At 72.4% G+C, this 19,837-nt stretch carries 23 protein-coding genes; 7 read left to right on the top strand and 16 right to left on the bottom strand.

Annotation, left to right across the window (positions count from 1 at the left end; genetic code table 11):
• The first annotated feature begins 182 nt into the window (after positions 1-182).
• A complete protein-coding gene (locus tag ACF061_RS30795) occupies positions 183-2,009 on the top strand; it encodes an endonuclease/exonuclease/phosphatase family protein (protein ID WP_392270290.1) in 1,827 nt (608 codons plus the stop codon).
• A gap of 235 nt (positions 2,010-2,244) precedes the next feature.
• On the opposite strand, the gene ACF061_RS30800 is transcribed toward ACF061_RS30795, so the two are convergent.
• The 4 genes from ACF061_RS30800 to ACF061_RS30815 form a co-directional block, all read right to left on the bottom strand.
• A complete protein-coding gene (locus ACF061_RS30800; protein ID WP_392270291.1) occupies positions 2,245-2,694 on the bottom strand; it encodes a DUF3618 domain-containing protein in 450 nt (149 codons plus the stop codon).
• Positions 2,691-3,146, bottom strand: a complete 456-nt coding sequence (locus tag ACF061_RS30805) for a phage holin family protein (RefSeq protein ID WP_392270292.1) — start codon at positions 3,144-3,146, stop codon at positions 2,691-2,693. The genes ACF061_RS30800 and ACF061_RS30805 overlap by 4 nt, the downstream gene beginning before the upstream one ends.
• Positions 3,147-3,350: 204 nt before the next feature.
• Positions 3,351-4,106, bottom strand: a complete 756-nt coding sequence (locus tag ACF061_RS30810) for a hypothetical protein (RefSeq protein WP_392270293.1) — start codon at positions 4,104-4,106, stop codon at positions 3,351-3,353.
• On the bottom strand, positions 4,103-4,339 hold the full coding sequence (locus ACF061_RS30815; protein WP_392270294.1) for a hypothetical protein: 237 nt from the start codon (positions 4,337-4,339) through the stop codon (positions 4,103-4,105). Before ACF061_RS30815 ends, ACF061_RS30810 begins: the two co-directional genes overlap by 4 nt.
• An 86-nt stretch (positions 4,340-4,425) precedes the next feature.
• Here ACF061_RS30815 and dapA point away from each other — a divergent pair, with 86 nt between their 5' ends.
• Both dapA and ACF061_RS30825 read left to right on the top strand, forming a co-directional pair.
• Entirely contained in the window at positions 4,426-5,355 is a 930-nt protein-coding gene (gene dapA / locus ACF061_RS30820) for a 4-hydroxy-tetrahydrodipicolinate synthase (RefSeq protein WP_392270295.1), read from the top strand.
• Positions 5,356-5,414: 59 nt separating this feature from the next.
• The gene (locus ACF061_RS30825) at positions 5,415-5,927 is read left to right on the top strand and encodes a hypothetical protein (RefSeq protein WP_392270296.1); all 513 of its coding nucleotides are present in this window, start codon (positions 5,415-5,417) and stop codon (positions 5,925-5,927) included.
• A gap of 140 nt (positions 5,928-6,067) precedes the next feature.
• Here the strand turns inward: ACF061_RS30825 and dapD are convergent, their stop codons facing one another.
• From dapD to ACF061_RS30880, 11 genes are all read right to left on the bottom strand, one after another.
• Positions 6,068-7,057 (bottom strand): 2,3,4,5-tetrahydropyridine-2,6-dicarboxylate N-succinyltransferase, encoded by a 990-nt coding sequence (gene dapD, locus ACF061_RS30830; protein WP_392270297.1) that lies wholly within the window; start codon positions 7,055-7,057, stop codon positions 6,068-6,070.
• 204 nt (positions 7,058-7,261) lie between these two features.
• The gene (locus tag ACF061_RS30835; protein WP_392270298.1) at positions 7,262-7,825 is read right to left on the bottom strand and encodes a TetR/AcrR family transcriptional regulator; all 564 of its coding nucleotides are present in this window, start codon (positions 7,823-7,825) and stop codon (positions 7,262-7,264) included.
• Complete coding sequence (locus ACF061_RS30840) at positions 7,825-8,145, bottom strand: DMT family transporter (protein WP_392270299.1); 321 nt, start codon at positions 8,143-8,145, stop codon at positions 7,825-7,827. Before ACF061_RS30840 ends, ACF061_RS30835 begins: the two co-directional genes overlap by 1 nt.
• 139 nt (positions 8,146-8,284) lie before the next feature.
• On the bottom strand, positions 8,285-8,617 hold the full coding sequence (locus ACF061_RS30845) for a metal-sulfur cluster assembly factor (RefSeq protein ID WP_362483411.1): 333 nt from the start codon (positions 8,615-8,617) through the stop codon (positions 8,285-8,287).
• On the bottom strand, positions 8,614-9,081 hold the full coding sequence (sufU, locus tag ACF061_RS30850; protein WP_392270300.1) for a Fe-S cluster assembly sulfur transfer protein SufU: 468 nt from the start codon (positions 9,079-9,081) through the stop codon (positions 8,614-8,616). The genes ACF061_RS30845 and sufU overlap by 4 nt, the downstream gene beginning before the upstream one ends.
• Before the next feature lie 21 nt (positions 9,082-9,102).
• Positions 9,103-10,359: a cysteine desulfurase gene (locus ACF061_RS30855; protein ID WP_392270301.1), complete on the bottom strand. Its 1,257-nt coding sequence runs from the start codon at positions 10,357-10,359 to the stop codon at positions 9,103-9,105.
• A complete protein-coding gene (gene sufC, locus ACF061_RS30860; protein WP_053655105.1) occupies positions 10,356-11,120 on the bottom strand; it encodes a Fe-S cluster assembly ATPase SufC in 765 nt (254 codons plus the stop codon). Before sufC ends, ACF061_RS30855 begins: the two co-directional genes overlap by 4 nt.
• Before the next feature lie 7 nt (positions 11,121-11,127).
• Positions 11,128-11,451, bottom strand: coding sequence for a non-heme iron oxygenase ferredoxin subunit (locus ACF061_RS30865; RefSeq protein WP_009187973.1), 324 nt, complete (start codon positions 11,449-11,451; stop codon positions 11,128-11,130).
• Positions 11,448-12,629, bottom strand: a complete 1,182-nt coding sequence (sufD, locus tag ACF061_RS30870) for a Fe-S cluster assembly protein SufD (RefSeq protein WP_392270302.1) — start codon at positions 12,627-12,629, stop codon at positions 11,448-11,450. Before sufD ends, ACF061_RS30865 begins: the two co-directional genes overlap by 4 nt.
• Positions 12,630-12,711: 82 nt before the next feature.
• The gene (gene sufB / locus ACF061_RS30875; RefSeq protein WP_392270303.1) at positions 12,712-14,133 is read right to left on the bottom strand and encodes a Fe-S cluster assembly protein SufB; all 1,422 of its coding nucleotides are present in this window, start codon (positions 14,131-14,133) and stop codon (positions 12,712-12,714) included.
• On the bottom strand, positions 14,130-14,873 hold the full coding sequence (locus ACF061_RS30880; RefSeq protein ID WP_392270304.1) for a helix-turn-helix transcriptional regulator: 744 nt from the start codon (positions 14,871-14,873) through the stop codon (positions 14,130-14,132). The genes sufB and ACF061_RS30880 overlap by 4 nt, the downstream gene beginning before the upstream one ends.
• A 174-nt stretch (positions 14,874-15,047) precedes the next feature.
• Between ACF061_RS30880 and ACF061_RS30885 the strand changes: the two genes are divergently transcribed.
• The 4 genes from ACF061_RS30885 to ACF061_RS30900 all read left to right on the top strand — a co-directional run bounded on the left by ACF061_RS30885 (position 15,048) and on the right by ACF061_RS30900 (position 18,749).
• Entirely contained in the window at positions 15,048-15,860 is an 813-nt protein-coding gene (locus tag ACF061_RS30885; RefSeq protein WP_392270305.1) for an aminoglycoside N(3)-acetyltransferase, read from the top strand.
• Between the two features lie 31 nt (positions 15,861-15,891).
• Positions 15,892-16,869, top strand: a complete 978-nt coding sequence (locus ACF061_RS30890) for an ABC transporter ATP-binding protein (protein WP_392270306.1) — start codon at positions 15,892-15,894, stop codon at positions 16,867-16,869.
• 100 nt (positions 16,870-16,969) lie between these two features.
• Complete coding sequence (locus ACF061_RS30895) at positions 16,970-17,686, top strand: ABC transporter permease (protein WP_392270311.1); 717 nt, start codon at positions 16,970-16,972, stop codon at positions 17,684-17,686.
• Between the two features lie 55 nt (positions 17,687-17,741).
• Entirely contained in the window at positions 17,742-18,749 is a 1,008-nt protein-coding gene (locus tag ACF061_RS30900) for a heme A synthase (RefSeq protein WP_392270307.1), read from the top strand.
• A 609-nt stretch (positions 18,750-19,358) separates the two neighbouring features.
• Here the strand turns inward: ACF061_RS30900 and ACF061_RS30905 are convergent.
• Positions 19,359-19,691, bottom strand: a complete 333-nt coding sequence (locus tag ACF061_RS30905; protein ID WP_392270308.1) for a hypothetical protein — start codon at positions 19,689-19,691, stop codon at positions 19,359-19,361.
• Positions 19,692-19,837 lie beyond the last annotated feature (146 nt).

The raw sequence follows: 19,837 nt of genomic DNA on the forward strand, positions 1-19,837 counted from the left end.
ATCTCCCCGTCAGGCTCCGTACATGGCCGAAACCTTGACAACCGGCCTGAACGCGCAGGAGATTGACGCGCGTAGAAACAGGGCGGCGGCCGTGCACCGCGCTCTCTTTCTACGCGCGTTGCCACAGCGCCACCCGTTCCACCCTCGTCCCGGCGCTTGTCACGTCCCCGGAGGGATTTCCGTTGCCGAGCAAGTCTTCCGCGCGTCTCGCCGCGCTGACCGTCGCCGCCGTGTGTTCCGCGGCGTCCACGATCCTGTTCACCGCGCCCGCGCACGCGGACTCCGTGCGCATCCACGACATCCAGGGCACCACCCGGATATCCCCGTACGCCGGGCAGAAGGTCACGGACGTGGCCGGAATCGTCACCGGCGTGCGCGGCTACGGCTCGTCCAAGGGCTTCTGGATGCAGGACCCGAACCCGGACGCCGACCCGGCCACCAGCGAGGGCGTCTTCGTCTTCACCAGCTCCGCCCCGAAGGTCGCCGTGGGCGACTCGGTGACGGTGACCGGCACGGTCTCGGAGTTCGTGCCGGGCGGCGCCTCCTCCGGCAACCAGTCGATCACGGAGCTCACCAAGCCGACGGTCACCGTCCTGTCGAGCGGCAACGCGGTGCCGGCTCCGGTCGTCGTCGACGCGAAGTCGGTGCCGGCCGCGTACACCCCGGCGGGCGACCCGGCCGCGGGCGGCTCCGTCAACGGCCTGCCGCTGCGCCCCGCCCAGTACGCCCTGGACCACTACGAGTCCCTCGAGGGCATGAACGTCCAGATCACCGACGCCCGGGTGGTCACCGCCACCGACCCGTACAGCGAGCTGTGGGTCACCGTGAAGCCGCACGAGAACGCCTCCCGCCGCGGCGGCACGGTGTACGGCTCCTACGACTCCCAGAACACCGGCCGGCTCCAGGTCCAGTCGCTGGGCTCCACCGCCGACTTCCCCGTCGCGAACGTCGGCGACACCCTCGCCGGCGCCACCACCGGCCCGCTGGACTACAACCAGTACGGCGGCTACACGCTGGTCGCCGGGCAGCTCGGCGCGCTGCGGAGCGCTGGCCTGGAGCGCGAGACGACCGCCGGGCAGTCGCCCGGCGAGCTCGCGGTCGCCACGTACAACGTGGAGAACCTCGACCCGTCCGACTCGACCTTCGCCGCCCACGCCGACGCGATCGTGCACAACCTCCGGTCGCCCGACATCGTGTCCCTGGAGGAGATCCAGGACGACAACGGCGCCACCGACGACGGCACGGTCGACGCGACCCGGACGATGACCGAGCTGATCGACGCGATCGTCGCGGCCGGCGGCCCCCGGTACGAGTGGCGCTCGATCAACCCGGTCAACGACCAGGACGGCGGCGAGCCCGGCGGCAACATCCGGCAGGCCTTCCTGTTCAATCCGGCCCGGGTCTCCTTCACCGACCGCCCGGGCGGCGACTCCACCACCGCCGTCGGCGTCACCAGGGTGCGCGGCAAGGCGGCCCTGACGGTCTCGCCCGGCCGGATCGACCCGACGAGCGACGCGTGGAAGTCCAGCCGCAAGCCGCTGGCCGGCGAGTTCGTCTTCCGTGGCCGTACGGTCATCGTGATCGCCAACCACTTCGCCTCCAAGGGCGGCGACCAGGGGTTGACCTCGCAGTACCAGCCGCCGGCGCGCAGCTCGGAGATCCAGCGCCACCTCCAGGCCGCCGAGGTGAACTCCTTCGTCAAGGACATCCTGAAGGTCCAGAAGAACGCGGACGTCATCGCGCTCGGCGACATGAACGACTTCGAGTTCTCCGGCACCGCGCAGATCCTCGAGGGCGACGGCGAGCTGTGGTCGGCGATCAAGTCGCTGCCCAAGAGCGAGCGTTACACCTACGACTACCAGGGCAACCAGCAGGTCCTGGACCAGATCCTGATCAGCCCGTCGATCCGGCGCGGCGACGGCTTCGAGTACGACAGCGTGCACATCAACTCGGAGTTCCACGACCAGATCAGCGACCACGACCCGCAGGTGCTGCGGTTCCGCCCGTAGGACCCGTCACCGGCGCCCGCCGGCCGTCCGCGCGACCCTGCGCGCGGACGGCCGCCCCGCGGCCTCCCGTCGGCCGCGTCGTCCGTTCACGGGGCGGCCCTTCGGCCCCCGGCCGGGCCCCCTCGGGACCGCACCGTGAGGCGCGGAAGCCGCGCAACAGGAGGCCGCCCCACCTGACGGGTGGGGCGGCCTCCTGCTCTGCCCGGCCGGGGCGTGCCGCGTCCGGGCGTCGGGCTCAGCCCCTGCGGCGGCGCACCATCAGCCCGGCGATCCCGGCCACGACCACCATCACGCCGACCGCGCCCGCGATCGTCTGGCGCGGGTGGCTCCGGCAGGTCCGCACGGCGCCGCTCACCGGCCGCCGCACCGAGTCCCCGGCCGTGTGCCCGGCCCGCTGCGCCTTCTCCTGTGCCCGGTGCCCCGCCTCGGCCGTCCGCTCCTGAACGCGGTGCCCGGCCTGCGCCGCGGTGCTGCGCAGCTGCACCGTCATCGCGCCGGCCTTGTCCCGCAGATCGGCCGCGCGGGCCTTCGCACGGCCCTTGACGTCCGCCTTCGCGGCCAGCTCCTCGACCGTGTCGCCGAGTTGGCTCCTGGTCTGCTCGATCTGCTGCCGCAGTTCGTCGGGGCCCTTCGCGCCGACGGCGTGGGTCGCCCCGCCGCCCGCCCCCTGCGTCCTGTCCGTCATCGGTGGTGCGCCCTTTCCTTGATCTCCTCGACGTCCGCCCTGACACTGCCCAGCGTCTGCTCCGGCGTGGGCGGCCCGGCGCGGCGCAGCTCGACGCGGCCGGTCATCGCCAGCAGGCCCGCGATCGCGAACAGCACACCCGTCACGATGAGCGCCGACGCCCACACCGGCAGTACCAGCGAGAGCGCGGCGACACCCGTGCCGGCGAGCGCGAACAGCCCGACGTAGGCGACGGCGCCCGCGGCGCCCAGCAGCCCGCCGCCGCGCCCCATGCGCCTGCCCTTCGCGGTCAGCTCCTCCTTGGCGAGGGCCGCCTCCTGCCGCACCAGCAGGGAGATCTGTTCCGTGGCCTGGTGGACGAGTTCGCCCACCGAGTGGTCGCCCGCCGGGCGGTCGGCCACCAGGTGGCGCTCGTCGCGCACCACTGGCCTGGCATCGATGGTCCCGGTCACGGTGTCCCGCCTCCTCTCGGTCCGGAACTACCGGGTACCCCGCGACGCCCCGGCTACCCCGGCGCGGGCCCGTGCCGCCCCGGCCGACCCGGCCGCAGACCCGGCCGTCGCCCCGCCGCCCCGGCCGGGGCGGTCCGCCACGCCCGGCCGCGGCCAGGCCCGACCGCACCACCGGGCCCACGCCGGGGTCACCGGGCACGCCCCTCATCCCCGGCCCGGAGCTCCCGGACTGCCCGGCCCGCGCTCCCCCAGCCTGGCCAGCTGGGTCTGGAACCAGTCGAGCCGGGCCTGCAACAGCGCCGCCTCCGCGACCAGTTCGGGGACGCTCGGCGTTGCGGGCACGCCGAGGCCGTCGGGCGCACCCGGCGCCCCGCGCACGCCCGGCTGCTCCCCGGGGACGCCGTCCTCGGCTGCCGGCGGCCCCGGGGAGGCGGCCACGACCCGTAGCCCCTCACCGGCCAGCCGGGCGAAATCGGCGAGCGTCACGGACCGGCGGCCGCGCACGCAGCCCCCGCACGCGGCGGCCAGCGCCCGCCGGCCTGACCTGCCCCAGCCCGCGTCGGCCAGCGCCACGGCGGGCGCGCCGCAGCCGCACGGTCCGACCGTCGCCCTCCGCACCCGCTGCCGGGCGTAGCGGAAGCCGCGCTCGAAGCGGATGTAGGCGCCGAGGACGGTGACCTCCAGGAGCACGGCGTCCCGGTGCTCGGCCGTGCAGAGCAGTTCCTCCGCGACGGCGCGGTCGTGCACGCAGTGGAAGCCGCAGTCGCACAGCCGGGCGGGCGGCCGGTGCCGCCGGCCGTAGACGCAGGCCGCGTCGGCGACGACGCCGTACGGGAGCGCGCCGCCGAGCGACACTCCGGTGAAGCCGGTCCGGGTGCCGTCCTGGGACAGCACCGGGTGGGCGATCTTGTAGCCGGTCGGCGGCTCCGCCGGGTGTTCCGTCGGCAGCCGCAGCCTCATCGGGCGGCCGGGACCTCTTCGGTCGCGGTGGCCCGCGGTGCCTCCCGGATCTCCGTCCGGGCCTCCGCCTCGGTCCGCGCGGGACGTCCGGGGGCCCGCTCCTCGGTCCGCGGCCGCTGCCGCTCCTCCGCGACTCCGGTGGCCAGTGCCTTGCCGAGCTTCATGACGCCTCCCATGAGCTGCCGGTCGGTGACCTCATGCCCATGGTGGCCCAGAACGGCCCATTTGGACACAGGGCACCGTTCCTCCAGTATCGCTTATGAATACCCCGTAGCGGATTTAAGTGGAGCTTCACCGTCGGCCCGCCGACACTACCGTCATGACGACGACCGAGGCGGCTGCCGCCACTCCCTCCCCAGCGCCCGCTCCGCCCTTCGGCCGGGCCCTGTGTGCCATGGTCACGCCCTTCACGGCCGGGTCCGGCCACCTCGACCTGGACGGGGCCCAACGGCTCGCGGGCCGGCTGGTGGCCGAGGGGTGCGACGGTCTGGTGCTCAGCGGCACGACGGGCGAGTCGCCGACCACGACGGACACCGAGAAGGCCGAGCTGATCCGGGCCGTGCGCGAGGCGGTGGGCGACCGCGTCCCGATCGTCGCGGGCGTGGGCACGGCCGACACCCCGCGGACCGTCGAACTCGCCCTGGCGGCGCAGAAGGCGGGCGCCGACGCGGTGCTGGTGGTCACGCCCTACTACAGCAGGCCGCCGCAGGACGCGGTCGAGGCGCACTTCCGTACCGTCGCGGACGCCTCCTGCCTGCCGGTCGTCCTGTACGACATCCCCGGCCGCACCGGCACCCGCATCGAGCCGGACACCCTGCTGCGGCTGGCCGAGCACCCCCGGATCGTCGCGGTCAAGGACTGCTCGTACGACTTCCTCGGCGTCCAGAAGCTGCTGGCGCGCACCGAGTTGGCGTTCTACGCGGGCTGCGACGAGCACAACCTCGCCCTCTACGCGGTCGGCGGCGCCGGATACGTCAGCACGGTCGCGAACGTCGTGCCCGGCCAACTGCGCGCCGTGCTGGACGCGTTCGACGCGGGTGACACCGCGGGGGCGGCCAGGTCGCAGCAACGGGCCACCGAGCTCATCGAGTTGCTGATGTGCGCGGGACTGCCCGGCACCGTCACCGTCAAGGGCCTGCTGAACGCGCTCGGACTCCCCGCGGGTCCGGTCCGCGCGCCGCTGCTCCCCGCCGGCCGGGAGACGGTCGACGCGCTGCTGGCGGCGTACGAGCGGCTGGTGGCGCGCTGACGTACGGGCGGGGCCGGCAGCACCTCGCCACCGGCCCGCCCGTGCCGTACGGTGGCCTGATGAGCCGTCCGCTGCTGTTCCTCGACGTCGACGGCCCCCTCAACCCGTGGGCCGCCGAGCCGGAGCGGCCCCCGCGCGGGTACACGACGATCCACGTCGCCCTGCACCCGGGCCGGGCGCTGCGGGTCCGGCTGAACCCCTCGCACGGCCCGGCCCTGCTGGGGCTCGGATACGACCTGTGCTGGGCCACGACCTGGATGGACGCGGCGAACCGCTGGATCGCCCCGGTCGTCGGCCTGCCCGAACTGCCCTACGTCGACTTCGGCACGGGCCTGCTCGCGGTCCGGCCCGACCTGGTCCACTGGAAGACCGAGGCGATCGTGACGTACGCGGCGGGCCGTCCCTTCGCCTGGGTGGACGACGAGCAGAGTCCGGCGGACACCGAGTACACCGCCGCCCGGCACCCCGCGCCCGCGCTGCTGCACCACGTGAACCCGCGACTCGGCATGCGCGAGACCGACTTCACCACCCTGGCGGAGTGGGCGGCCGGTCTGATGACGGACCGCCTCTGACGCACGAGCGCCCTCCCGGGCCGTCCTCGGGACGTGGAAGGGCGCTCACCGGTGACCGACGTCGACGAGTGCCTACGGCTCGGCAGCAGGTCGCAGCGTCGGTCGAGGAGGCGACCGCGGGTCACGGCGGCCGTCGTTGATCAGTTGTGGCTGTGCAGGATCTCGTTCAGGCCGCCCCAGACCGCGTTGTTCGGGCGGGCCTCGACGGCGCCGGTGACCGAGTTGCGGCGGAAGAGGATGTTGGAGGCGCCGGAGAGTTCGCGGGCCTTGACGATCTGGCCGTCGGGCATGGTGACACGGGTGCCCGCGGTGACGTACAGACCGGCCTCGACGACGCACTCGTCGCCGAGCGCGATGCCCACGCCCGCCTCGGCGCCGATCAGACAGCGCTCGCCGATGGAGATGATCACGTTGCCGCCGCCGGAGAGCGTGCCCATGGTGGAGGCGCCGCCACCGATGTCCGAGCCGTCGCCGACCACGACACCGGCGGAGATACGGCCCTCGACCATGGAGGTGCCCAGGGTGCCCGCGTTGAAGTTGACGAAGCCCTCGTGCATCACGGTGGTGCCCTCGGCGAGGTGCGCGCCGAGCCGGACCCGGTCGGCGTCGGCGATCCGGACGCCCTGGGGAGCCACGTAGTCCGTCATCCGCGGGAACTTGTCGACGGACGTCACCTGCAGGTGCAGGCCCTCGGCGCGGGCGTTGAGGCGCACCTTCTCCAGGTCGTCGACGGCGACCGGGCCGAGGGAGGTCCAGGCGACGTTGGCCAGGAAGCCGAAGATGCCGTCCAGGTTCTGGCCGTGCGGCTTGACCAGCCGGTGGGAGAGCAGGTGCAGGCGCAGGTAGACGTCGTGCGCGTCGATCGGCTTCTCGTCGAGCGAGGCGATGACCGTGCGGACCGCGACCACCTCGACGCCCCGGCGGGCGTCCGGCCCGATCGCCGCGGTGGCGCCGCCGCCGAGCAGCTCCGCGGCGCGCTCGGCGGACAGCCGTTCGGTGCCGGCCGGGCCGGGCTCGTCCGTGAGTTCGGGCGCGGGGAACCAGGTGTCGAGGACGGTTCCGTCGGAGGCGATCGTGGCGAGGCCGGCGGCCACGGCGCCGGTGGTGCGGGGAGCAGTCGTGTCGGTCATAGGGGAAACCTAACGTGAGGGTGCCGACACGGGCGAACCGGTACGGCGCCCGTCTCAGGTGGCGGGCGGGTGGCCCGTCCCCCCGTCCCCGCACCCCGCGGTCGGTCCGCCGGAGCGGGCCCGCCGTCCCGTCCGGGCGGCCTGCCCGAGCGGGGTGTCCCACGCCTGCCACCGCCTCGCCCCCGCCCCCGCCCGCGCGGCCGTCTACGCGGGCGGGGGCGGGGGCGCGCCCGGCGCGAGGACCCGGGCCAGTACCTCGCGCGCGTAGCCCGGGTCGTACGGCGTTCCGGTCAGCAGCACCTGGAGGCAGATGCCGTCGACCAGGGCGACCAGCGCCCGGGCGGTGACCGGGTCGGTGCGGCGGGCCAGCAGGCCGGCGAGGCGGTCGGCCCATTCGGCGGCGACGGGGCGCAGGACGGGGCGGCGCAGGGCTGCGAGGTAGAGCTCGTACTCCAGCTCCACCCCGGCGCGGTCGCCCCCGAGCCACTCCCCCATGGCGCCCGCGAGTTCACCGGCGAGGTCGGTGTGCGGGTCGGTCAGGCCGTCGCGGGCGGCGATCACCCGGTCGAAGCCCTCGTCGGCCTGCCGCAGCGCCGCGACCATCAGTTCGTCGAGGGTGGCGAAGTGGTAGGTCGTGGAGCCCAGCGGCACCTCGGCCTCCGCCGCGACCGAGCGGTGGCTCAGCCCGGCGATCCCCTTGCGGCCGACCACCCGGATCGCCGCGTCGATGATCCGCTGCCGCCGGCCGGGGTCGTGCCGGCGGGGCATCAGTGGGCACCGCCGAGGTTCAGCACCACCACTCCGCCGATGATCAGCGCGAGCCCGGCGATCCTGGCCGCGTTCAGCCCCTCCCCGAACAGCACCAGCCCGATCGCGGCCACCGCCGCGGTGCCGGCCCCGGACCAGATGGCGTAGGCGGTGCCGATGGACACGCTTTTCAGGGTCTGCGCGAGCAGCAGGAAGGACACGACGTACCCGAGGAGGGTGAGCAGCGAGGGGCCGAGTCTGCTGAAGCCCTCGCTGTACTTCATGGCGGTCGTGGCGGCGACTTCGGCGGCTATGGCTCCGGCGAGCATCACGTATCCCATGCCGGGCAGCGTAGCCAGCGTTGTGTACGGGCGTACACAACGCCGCGGCGGGCCGGCGGCGGCACGGGAAACGGCGAGGTCCGTGTCGGACCTCGCCGTTTCCCGTGCGGCTTCGGCGGCTTGCGCCGCTGCCCGTGCCTCAGACGTTGAAGCCGAGCGCGCGCAGCTGCTCGCGGCCGTCGTCCGTGATCTTGTCCGGGCCCCACGGCGGCATCCAGACCCAGTTGATGCGCAGCTCGTTGACGAGGCCGTCGGTGGCGGACTTGGCCTGGTCCTCGATCACGTCCGTCAGCGGGCAGGCCGCCGACGTCAGGGTCATGTCGACGGTGGCGATGTTCGCCTCGTCGACGTGGATGCCGTAGATCAGGCCCAGGTTGACGACGTCGATGCCCAGCTCGGGGTCGACGACGTCCATCAGGGCCTCGCGGAGCTCTTCCTCCGAGGCCGGCTTGGTCTCCACGGTCTCGCTCATGCGGTCTTCCTTTCGGCGTCGGCGCCGTCCAGCGCCTGGGCCGTCGCGTCCTTCCAGGCCATCCAGCTCAGCAGGGCGCACTTGACCCGGGCCGGATACTTGGACACCCCGGCGAACGCGACCGCGTCCTCCAGGACCTCCTCCATCGCGTCGTCGGGCTCGATCTTCCCCTTGGACTGCATCAGCTCCAGGAAGGTCTCCTGGATCCTCTGCGCGTCGGCGAGTTCCCTGCCGACGAGGAGTTCGTTGAGCACGGAGGCCGAGGCCTGGCTGATGGAGCAGCCCTGGCCCTCGTACGAGACGTCCTCGATCTTCGTGCCGTCGTACTTCACACGAAGGGTGATCTCGTCGCCGCACGTCGGGTTCACGTGGTGCACCTCGGCGTCGCCATCCCGCAGACCGCGCCCGTGCGGGTGCTTGTAGTGGTCCAGGATGACTTCCTGGTACATGGAGTCCAGCTTCATGCGATCGCTCGTCCCGTCCCGTCAGCCGAAGAAGTTCCGTACGTGCTCCAGGCCGTCGACCAGGGCGTCGATCTCGGCCGGGGTGGAGTACAGATAGAACGACGCTCGCGTGGTCGCAGGAATTCCGTAGCGCAGGCAGACGGGCCGCGCGCAGTGGTGGCCCACGCGCACCGCGATGCCCTGCTCGTCGAGGACCTGGCCCACGTCGTGCGGGTGGATGTCACCGAGCGTGAAGGAGATGGCCGCGCCCCGGTCCTCGGCCGTGGTCGGGCCGATGATGCGCAGGTCGGGGACCTGTGCCAGCCGCTTCACCGCGTACTCGGTGAGCGCGTGCTCATGGGCGAGGATCTTGTCCATGCCGATCGAGTCGAGGTAGTCGATCGCCGCGCCCAGACCGACCGCCTGCGCGATCGGCGGGGTGCCCGCCTCGAACTTGTGCGGCGCCGGGGCGTACGTCGAGGAGTGCATCGACACGGTCTCGATCATCTCGCCGCCGCCGAGGAACGGAGGCAGGTCCTCCAGCAGCTCCTGGCGGCCCCAGAGCACGCCGATGCCGGTCGGGCCGCACATCTTGTGGCCGGTGAAGGCGACGAAGTCGGCCTGCAGGGCCTGCACGTCCAGCGGCATGTGCGGGGCGGCCTGCGAGGCGTCGACGCAGACCAGGGCGCCGACCTCCTGGGCGCGGCGGACTATCGCCTCGACCGGGTTGAGGGTGCCGAGGATGTTGGACACCAGCACGAAGGAGACGATCTTCGTCTTCTCCGTGATGACCTCGTCGAGGTTGGACAGGTCGAGCCGGCCGTCGTCGGTCAGCCCGAACCACTTCAGCTTCGCGCCCGTGCGCTGCGCCAGCAGCTGCCAGGGGACGATGTTGGAGTGGTGCTCCATCTCCGTGATGACGATCTCGGTCTCGTGGTCCACCCGGTAGGGCTCGTCGGCCCAGCCCAGCATGTTCGCCACGAGGTTGAGCGACTCGGAGGCGTTCTTGGTGAAGATCACCTCGTCGCGGCTCGGCGCGTTGATGAACGCGGCGACCTTGTCGCGCGCGCCCTCGTACAGCGCCGTGGCCTCCTCGGCGAGCACGTGCACGCCGCGGTGGACGTTGGCGTTGTGCTGCTCGTAGTACTCGTCCAGGACGTCGATGACCTGGCGCGGGGTCTGCGAGGTGGCCGCGTTGTCGAGGTAGACGAGTTTCCTCCCGTCGTGGACCACGCGGTCCAGGATCGGGAAGTCCTTGCGGATCGCCTCGGTGTCGAGGAGGCCCGGCAGCTGTGTCACGCGGATGCGCCACCCTTCACGTATGCCTCGTAGCCCTCGTTCTCCAGCTTGTCCGCGAGCTCGGCGCCGCCGGACTCGACGATGCGGCCGCCGGCGAACACGTGGACGTGGTCGGGCTTGATGTAGCGCAGGATGCGCGTGTAGTGCGTGATCAGCAGGGTGCCGACCTCACCGGTCTCGCGGACGCGGTTCACGCCCTCGGAGACGATCCGCAGGGCGTCGACGTCCAGGCCGGAGTCCGTCTCGTCGAGGATCGCGACCTTCGGCTTGAGCAGTTCCAGCTGGAGGATCTCGTGGCGCTTCTTCTCACCGCCGGAGAAGCCCTCGTTGACGTTGCGCTCGGCGAAGGAGGGGTCCATGTGGAGCCGCTCCATGGTCTCCTTGACCTCCTTCACCCAGGTGCGCAGCTTGGGGGCCTCGCCGCGGATGGCGGTGGCGGAGGTGCGCAGGAAGTTGGAGACCGAGACGCCGGGGACCTCGACCGGGTACTGCATCGCCAGGAACAGGCCGGCGCGGGCGCGCTCGTCGACGGACATCTCCAGGACGTCCTCGCCGTCGAGGGTGACGGTGCCGCCGGTGATCGTGTACTTGGGGTGACCCGCGAGCGAGTAGGCGAGGGTCGACTTGCCCGAGCCGTTGGGGCCCATGATGGCGTGCGTCTCGCCCTGCTTCACGGTGAGGTCGACGCCCTTGAGGATCTCCTTCGTGGCGTTGTCGGCCTCGACGGTGACGTGCAGGTCTCGGATTTCAAGCGTTGCCATGGGTGCCTCAGGACTCCTGGGAGAGGGAGACGAGCACGTCGTCCCCTTCGATCTTTACGGGGTATACGGGGACGGGACGCGTCGCCGGAAGACTGTCGGGCTTGCCGGAGCGGAGGTCGAAGCGCGAGCCGTGCAGCCAGCACTCGATGTGGCAGTCGTCGACCTCGCCCTCGGCCAGCGAGACGTTCGCGTGCGAGCAGATGTCGTGGATCGCGAACACCTCGCCCTCGGTGTGCACCACGGAGATGGGCGTGCCGTCGAGTTCCACCCGCTTCGGGGTGTCCTCCTCCAGCTCGCTCAGCCCGCAGACGCGTACAAAGGCACCGCTCATGCGACCGACGCCTCCAGCTCCTCCTCGATCCGGGCGAGCAGGCGCTCCTCGATGTCGGCGACACCGATCTGCTGGACCAGTTCGGCGAAGAAGCCCCGGACGACGAGGCGGCGGGCATCGTGCTGCGGGATGCCGCGGGACATCAGGTAGAAGAGCTGCTCGTCGTCGAAGCGGCCGGTGGCGGAGGCGTGTCCGGCGCCGACGATCTCGCCGGTCTCGATCTCCAGGTTGGGCACGGAGTCGACCCGGGCGCCGTCGGTCAGCACCAGGTTGCGGTTCATCTCGTAGGTGTCGGTGCCCTCGGCCGCGGCCTCGATGAGCACGTCGCCGATCCACACGGCGTGCGCGTCGTCGCCCTGGAGGGCGCCCTTGTAGACGACGTTCGACTTGCAGTGCGGGGTGTTGTGGTCGACGAAGAGCCGGTGCTCCTGGTGCTGGCCGGCGTCGGTGAAGTACAGGCCGAACATCTCGACCTCGCCGCCGGGGCCGGCGTAGTTCACCCGCGGGTGCAGCCGGACCAGGTCACCGCCGAAGGTGACGACGACCGACTTCAGGGAGGCGTCCCGGCCGACGAGGGCGTTGTGCTGGGCCACGTGCACGGCCTTGTCGTCCCAGTCCTGGACGGAGACGACGGTCAGCTTGGCGCCGTCGCCCAGGAGGTAGTCGACGTTGGCGGCGAGCACCGCGTCACCGGTGTGGTCGATGACGACGACGGCCTCGGCGAAGGCCCCGAGTTCGATGACCTGGTGGCCGTAGGCCGTGCCGCCCTCGCCGTGCACCGCGATGCGGATCGGCTCGGTGAGGACGGTCTCCTTGGGGACGGTCACGACCGAGGCCTGCTCGAAGGCGGAGTAGGCCTGGGCGGCGACGCGGTCCACCGGGGCGCCGGCCCTGCGGAGCCGCGCGTCGTCGCGGCCGACGGTCTCGACGCTCACGCCCTCGGGCGCCTGGACGTCCACCTTCACGCCGCCGGTGGCGGCCGCGGTGCCGTCGTGCAGACCGCGCAGCCGGTCCAGCGGGGTGAACCGCCACTCCTCCTCGCGGCCGTGCGGGACCGGGAAGTCCGCCACGTCGAACGAGGGCGGCGCGCTCATGCGCGTGGCGACGGTCGACTCGGCGGCCACCGCGATCTGGCCCGCGGTGGTCGAACCCACGGGGATGTTCTGAGCCTCAGCCATGGCTGTCGTAATGCTCGCTTTCCGTTGCGTAAGGGCTTGACGGGGACGGCGGGCCGGAGTCGCCTCCGGCCCGGGCCGGTGCTTAACCGACCGCGCCCTCCATCTGCAGCTCGATCAGCCGGTTGAGCTCCAGGGCGTACTCCATGGGCAGCTCCTTGGCGATCGGCTCGACGAAGCCGCGCACGATCATCGCCATCGCCTCGAACTCGGTCAGGCCGCGGCTCATCAGATAGAAGAGCTGGTCCTCGGAGACCTTGGAGACCGTCGCCTCGTGGCCCATGGACACGTCGTCCTCGCGGACGTCCACGTAGGGGTAGGTGTCGGAGCGGGAGATGGTGTCGACGAGCAGCGCGTCGCAGAGCACGTTGGACTTGGAGCCCGCGGCGCCCTCGCCGATCTCGACCAAGCCGCGGTAGGAGGTGCGGCCACCGCCGCGCGCCACCGACTTGGAGACGATGTTGGACGAGGTGTTCGGCGCCATGTGGACCATCTTGGAACCGGCGTCCTGGTGCTGTCCCTCGCCGGCGAAGGCGATGGACAGGGTCTCGCCCTTGGCGTGCTCGCCCATCAGGTAGACGGCCGGGTACTTCATCGTCACCTTGGAGCCGATGTTGCCGTCGATCCACTCCATGGTCGCGCCCTCGTAGGCCACGGCGCGCTTGGTGACCAGGTTGTAGACGTTGTTCGACCAGTTCTGGATGGTCGTGTAACGGCAGCGGGCGTTCTTCTTGACGATGATCTCGACCACCGCGGAGTGCAGCGAGTCCGACTTGTAGATCGGCGCGGTGCAGCCCTCGACGTAGTGCACGTAGGCGCCCTCGTCGACGATGATCAGGGTCCGCTCGAACTGGCCCATGTTCTCCGTGTTGATGCGGAAGTAGGCCTGGAGCGGGATCTCCACGTGGACGCCCGGCGGGACGTAGATGAAGGAGCCGCCCGACCACACGGCGGTGTTCAGCGACGCGAACTTGTTGTCGCCGACCGGGATGACCGTGCCGAAGTACTCCTTGAAGAGCTCCGGGTGCTCCTTGAGGGCGGTGTCGGTGTCCAGGAAGATGACGCCCTGCTCCTCCAGGTCCTCGCGGATCTGGTGGTAGACCACCTCCGACTCGTACTGGGCGGCGACACCGGCGACGAGGCGCTGCTTCTCCGCCTCGGGGATGCCCAGCTTGTCGTAGGTGTTCTTGATGTCCTCGGGCAGGTCCTCCCAGGACTCCGCCTGCTTCTCGGTGGAGCGGACGAAGTACTTGATGTTGTCGAAGTCGATGCCCGACAGGTCCGAGCCCCAGTTGGGCATGGGCTTCTTCTCGAACAGGCGCAGGCCCTTGAGGCGCAGCTTGGTCATCCACTCCGGCTCGGACTTCTTGGCGGAGATGTCCCGGACGACCTCCTCGTCCAGACCGCGCCTGGCGGAGGCACCGGCCTCGTCGGAGTCGGCCCAGCCGTATTCGTAGTTGCCCAGGCCCTCGAGTTCGGGGTGAGCAGTCTCCGTGGGGAGAGTCATGCGGGGTTCCTCCCGGCCTTGCTTGCAGATGCGTCAGTGGAAATCTGGGGGATGAACGTCGTGCAGACGCCGTCGCCGTGCGCGATGGTCGCCAGTCGCTGGACGTGGGTGCCGAGCAGTTCGGCGAAGATCTCCGTCTCCGCCTCGCACAGCTGCGGGAACTGTTCCGCCACGTGCGCCACCGGGCAGTGGTGCTGGCAGAGCTGCTCGCCCTTGTGCGGGAGGGGCGCGCTGCGCGCCGTAGCAGCGTACCCGTCCACGCTCAGGGCCTTGGCCAGCGCTTCGGCGCGTTCGTCCGGGCCGGCGGCCTCGATCGCCTCGCGGTAGGCGCCCGCCTGCGCGGCGATCCGGGCCCGGGCGAAGGCGGCGACCGCGTCCTGGCCGCCCTCCCGCTCGGCGATCCAGCGCAGCGCGTCCGCCGCGAGCTTGTCGTACGACTGGTCGAAGGCGTCCCGGCCGCAGTCGGTGAGCGCGAAGACCTTCGCGGGCCGGCCGCGCGTACGCGTCCCGTAGACCCGCCGCTCGCGCGCCTCCACCACCCGCTCGGCGACCAGGGCGTCCAGGTGGCGCCGCACGGCCGCCTGGGTCAGTCCCAGCCGTCCGGCCAGCTCGGCGACGGTCGACGGGCCGTGGTCCAGGATGGACCGCGCGACCCGGTTGCGCGTCGAACGCTCACCGGTCGCGGACTCCTCCTGAGCGGCCCCCATGGGGGTCTCCCGAGCCTCGCCGACGTTTTTCACAACGCCATTGTTGCGTAATTCCTCCGGGACTGACAAGCGGCCTTGATCCGGTCGAGCGGTGCCCTGCATCACTTAGGTGAACCTAATCCCACCTGCGGAAACGATCTTTGATCGATCATCCGGCCGCATCGGGCGGGTGGCGCTCGCCGGGGCCCTGCGACAGACTGCCCGACCATGTCCACCACCCCGCCGACCGGCCCGCTCGTCACCCGGGACACGGTCGCCGAAGCCCTGCGCGGCCTCGGCGTACGTCCCGGCGAGATTTTGCTCGTCCACTCCTCCCTCAGTTCGCTCGGCTGGGTCTGCGGCGGCCCCGTCGCGGTCGTCCAGGGCCTGCTCGACGCCCTCGGTCCCAAGGGCACGCTCGTCGTCCCCACCCACTCGGGCCACCTCTCCGACCCCGCGCGGTGGAGCCGTCCTCCGGTGCCGAGGGAGTGGTGGGACACCATCCGGGCCACGATGCCCGCCTACGACCCGAGGACCACCCCCGTGCACGGCGTCGGAGTGATCCCCGAGACCGTGCGCACCTGGCCGGGCGCACGGCGCAGCGCGCATCCGACGGCGTCGTTCGCGGCCCTCGGGCCGCGCGCCGCCGACCTCGTCGACGGACACGCCGTCGACTGCCGGCTCGGCGAGCGCAGCCCGCTCGCCAGGCTGGAGGCCGCGGACGCCCGGGTGCTGCTGCTGGGCGCCGGGTACGACTCCTGCACCTGCTTCCACCTGGCCGAGTACCGGATCCCCGCGCCGCTGGTCCAGGACGGGCGGCCGGGGCCGCACGGCTGGCAGGTGGTGACCGAGGTGTCCATCACCTCCGACCGGTTCGACGAGCTCGGGCACGACTTCGAACGCGACCGGCCGGTCGTCCGGGGGCGGGTGGGCGCCGCCGACGCGCGGCTGTTCCCCGTGGCGGACGCGGTGGCGTACGCCCAGCGGTGGCTCGCGGTGCACCGGCCACGGGAGGACGACTTCCCGCACCCGGCCGCCTGAGCCGCCCGGCACGTCCCTAGACTCTGGAGCCATGCGAAGTGAGCCCGCCCGCCCGTCTCCCGACCACCATCCCTCGCCGAGACGCTTCGCGCCGCACCCCGTCATCGAGGTCCAGGCCCTGGTGAAGCGGTACGGCACGAAGACCGCGGTGGACGGCCTCGACCTGGTGGCCCGGGCGGGCGTGACCGCCGTACTCGGCCCCAACGGCGCCGGCAAGACGACGACGGTCGAGATCTGCGAGGGGTACCGGAGGCCGGACTCCGGCACGGTGCGCGTCCTGGGCCTCGACCCCGTGCGGCACTCCGCCGAGCTGCGGCCCCGGATCGGGGTGATGCTCCAGTCCGGGGGCGTGTACTCCGGCGCCCGGGCCGACGAGATGCTGCGCCACGTCGCCCGGCTGCACGCCCACCCGCTGGACGTGGACGCCCTGATCGAGCGGCTGGGACTGGGCGGCTGCGGGCGGACGAGCTACCGCCGGCTGTCCGGCGGGCAGCAGCAGCGGCTCGCGCTCGCCATGGCCGTGGTCGGCCGCCCCGAGCTGGTGTTCCTGGACGAGCCGACCGCCGGACTGGACCCGCAGGCCCGCCGGGCCACCTGGGACCTGGTGCGCGACCTGCGCGCGGACGGCGTGTCCGTGATCCTCACCACGCACTACATGGAAGAGGCCGAGCAGCTCGCCGACGACGTCGCGATCGTCGACGCGGGCCGGGTCGTCGCGCAGGGCTCCCCGGAGGAGCTGTGCCGCGGCGGCGCGGAGAACACCCTGCGCTTCACCGGCCGCCCCGGCCTCGACGTCGCCTCCCTCCTCAAGGCGCTGCCCACCGACTCCTCCGCCGCGGAGCTGACGCCCGGCGCCTACCGGGTCGTCGGCAAGGTCGACCCGCAGCTGCTGGCCACGGTGACGTCGTGGTGCGCGCAGCACGGGGTGATGCCGGACCGCATCTCCGTGGAGCGGCACACTCTGGAGGATGTGTTCTTGGAACTGACGGGCAAGGAGCTGCGCTCATGAAACCGGTCCACACGCAGACCCGCCGGGGCGAGGAGCCGCGCTCGTGACCACCGCCACCGGCACGTACGCGCCGAAGCCCGGCGCGGCCCCGCTGCCCCGCATGATCGCGGCGCAGGCGGCGCTGGAGACCAGGATGCTGCTGCGCAACGGCGAGCAGCTGCTGCTCACCGTCGTCATCCCCACGCTGCTGCTGGTGCTGTTCAGCTCGGTCGACATCGTGGACACCGGCGCGGGCAAGGCCGTGGACTTCCTCACCCCGGGCGTCCTGGCGCTCGCGGTGATGTCGACGGCGTTCACCGGACAGGCCATCGCCACCGGCTTCGAACGGCGCTACGGCGTGCTCAAACGGCTGGCGTCCTCGCCGCTGCCCCGCTGGGGACTGATGACCGCCAAGACCGCGTCGGTACTGGTGACCGAGGTGCTGCAGGTCGTCCTGCTGACCGTGATCGCCTTCGCGCTCGGCTGGTCGCCGCACGGCAACCCGCTCGCCGTGCTCGTGCTGCTCGTCATCGGGACGGCCGCCTTCTCCGGGCTGGGGCTGCTGATGGCCGGGACGCTGAAGGCGGAGGCCACGCTCGCCGCCGCCAACCTGGTCTTCCTGCTGCTGCTCGTCGGCGGCGGAGTGATCGTCCCGCTGGACAAGTTCCCCTCCGGCGCCCAGGACGTGCTCGGGCTGCTGCCCGTCTCGGCCCTGTCCGACGGGCTGCGGGACGTGCTGCAGCACGGCGCCGGCATGCCGTGGGGCGACCTCGGGATCCTCGCCGTGTGGGCGGTCGTGGGACTGGCCGCCGCCGGGAAGTTCTTCCGCTGGGAGTAGGGACGGCAGACACCCCATGGACCCTCGTGAAAGTGTGCACAAGCGGCGGCCTACGATGGAACGCGTGCCGAACCTGACCCGCGCCGACGTCCTGTCCGCCGCGCGCAACCCGCTCGCCTTCATCGCCGAACGCTGGACCCCGCGGCCGCGGACCGTCCAGCGGGCGGCCCTCGCCGCGCTCGCCATGGCGGTCGTCATCGTCGTGACCGGCGGCGCCGTGCGCCTGACCGGCTCGGGCCTCGGCTGTCCGACCTGGCCGACCTGCACCGACAACTCGCTGACCACCACCCGGGCCATGGGCTTCCACGGGGTGATCGAGTTCGGCAACCGCATGCTGACGTACGTGCTGTGCGCCGTCGTCGGCTGGGCGATCATCGCCGCGCGCTCCGAGAAGCCGTGGCGGCGCGGCCTGACCCGGCTGGGCTGGCTGCAGTTCTGGATCGTCATGGGCAACGCCGTGCTCGGCGGCATCGTGGTCCTCGTCGGCCTGAACCCGTACACCGTGGCCGCGCACTTCCTGCTGTCCACCGCGCTGATCGCGGTCGCCACGGTGATGTGGCAGCGCACCCGCGAGGGCGACACCGCCCCGCGCCCGCTGGTCGGCAAGGCGGTGCAGCAGTTGGTGTGGTTCCTGGTGGTGGCGAGCGTGCTGCTGATCGCGGTGGGCACGGTGGTGACCGGGGCGGGCCCGCACGCCGGCGACTCCGCAGCGGTCGAGCGCATCCCGCTGGACTGGGAGACGGTCGCCAAGCTGCACGCGGTGCTGGCCTGGATCGTGGTGACGCTGACGTTCGCCCTGTGGTTCGTCCTCAAGGCCGTCGACGCCCCGAAGGGACCGCTGGACCGCACGCGGGACCTGTTCCTGATCCTGCTCGGCCAGGGTGTGATCGGCTATGTGCAGTACTTCACGCATCTCCCGGAGGCCCTGGTCGCCCTGCACATGCTGGGCTCGTGCGTGATGTGGATCGGGGTGCTGCGCGTGCTGCTGTCGCTGCGCGAGCGGCCCACGTCCGCGGCCGAGCCGACGGAGTCGTCCGCCGAGGCGGAGCTGGCCAAGGCGTAGCCGGCCCGGGCGCACACCGGCTCACGCGCCCCGCGGTCACGCCGACTCCCGCGCCGCGTGGGCCCACCGGCTTCCGCGTCCCGCGGCCCACTCCGGTCGCGCACCGGCCACTCCGGTCGCGCACCGGAGCTCACACCGGCTCGTTCGCCCCAGGCTGTACGGGCTCGTTCGCCCCGGGTTCACTCCCCCGCCCACACCCGTCCGGGCGTCGCCCGTGGCGACCCGCTCCGCCGCCCGGCGACCGGGCGCCCTCGGCGCCCCAGGTCGGGCACCCCGGCCCGGTGCCGCCCGGAACAGCCGGGCCGCCACCGCGTGCGGACCGGACAGCGTCCGGGAGCCGCCTGAGCGGAGAACCCCGACGCAGGACGCACACGGCGGTGCGGCAGCGGCCCGGACGGCGGGGGCGCCGACGGCGTAGCGCCAGGCCGGTCCCGGTACCGAAGCGGGCGGTGCCCGCCACGGGCGGGCCCTCGGGCGCCGGACCTCGGCCACGGAGGCGCCGGCGCCCGGACCCGTCCCCGGACGCTCGCGCCGAGGCCGTACCGCCGGTCCCCGAGGCCGTGCCGCCAGCCCGGCGCCGCGCGCCCCTCGACTCGGATCTGCCCCGGTTCAGCCGTTGGCCGGGCCGCCGAGCTGGATTCCGGCCATGCGGCTCCACTCGTACGGACCGGTCCTCACCTTTGCGGCGAACTCGCCGTCGAAGGACTCGTGGACGGTGATCCCGGACTTCTCCACCGCCTGCTCGGCGATGGCGTACGTGGGGGCGACGATGTCGCCCCAGGCTCCGTCCTCGCCCACCAGGACGATGCGGGCGCCGCGCTGCCCGATGTACGCGACCTGCCCCTCGGCGCCGCCGTGGGCCTTGGAGAATGAGCCGATGCGCTGGGCGAGTCGGGCCGCCTTGCGCTCGGCCTTGGGGTCAACCTGCTGCGTGTCTGCCATGGCCAGGATGCTACCCACGGGTAGACAGAACGGCGACGGGCGGGGGGGGGGGGGGGGGGCCCCCCCCCCCCCCCCCCGGCCCCCCCCCCGGGGCCCCCCCCCCCCCGGGGGCCCCCCCCCCCCCCCCCCAAAAACCCCCCACAAGG

The organism is Streptomyces sp. NPDC015220, from assembly GCF_043079345.1.
Classification (GTDB): Bacteria; Actinomycetota; Actinomycetes; order Streptomycetales; family Streptomycetaceae; genus Streptomyces.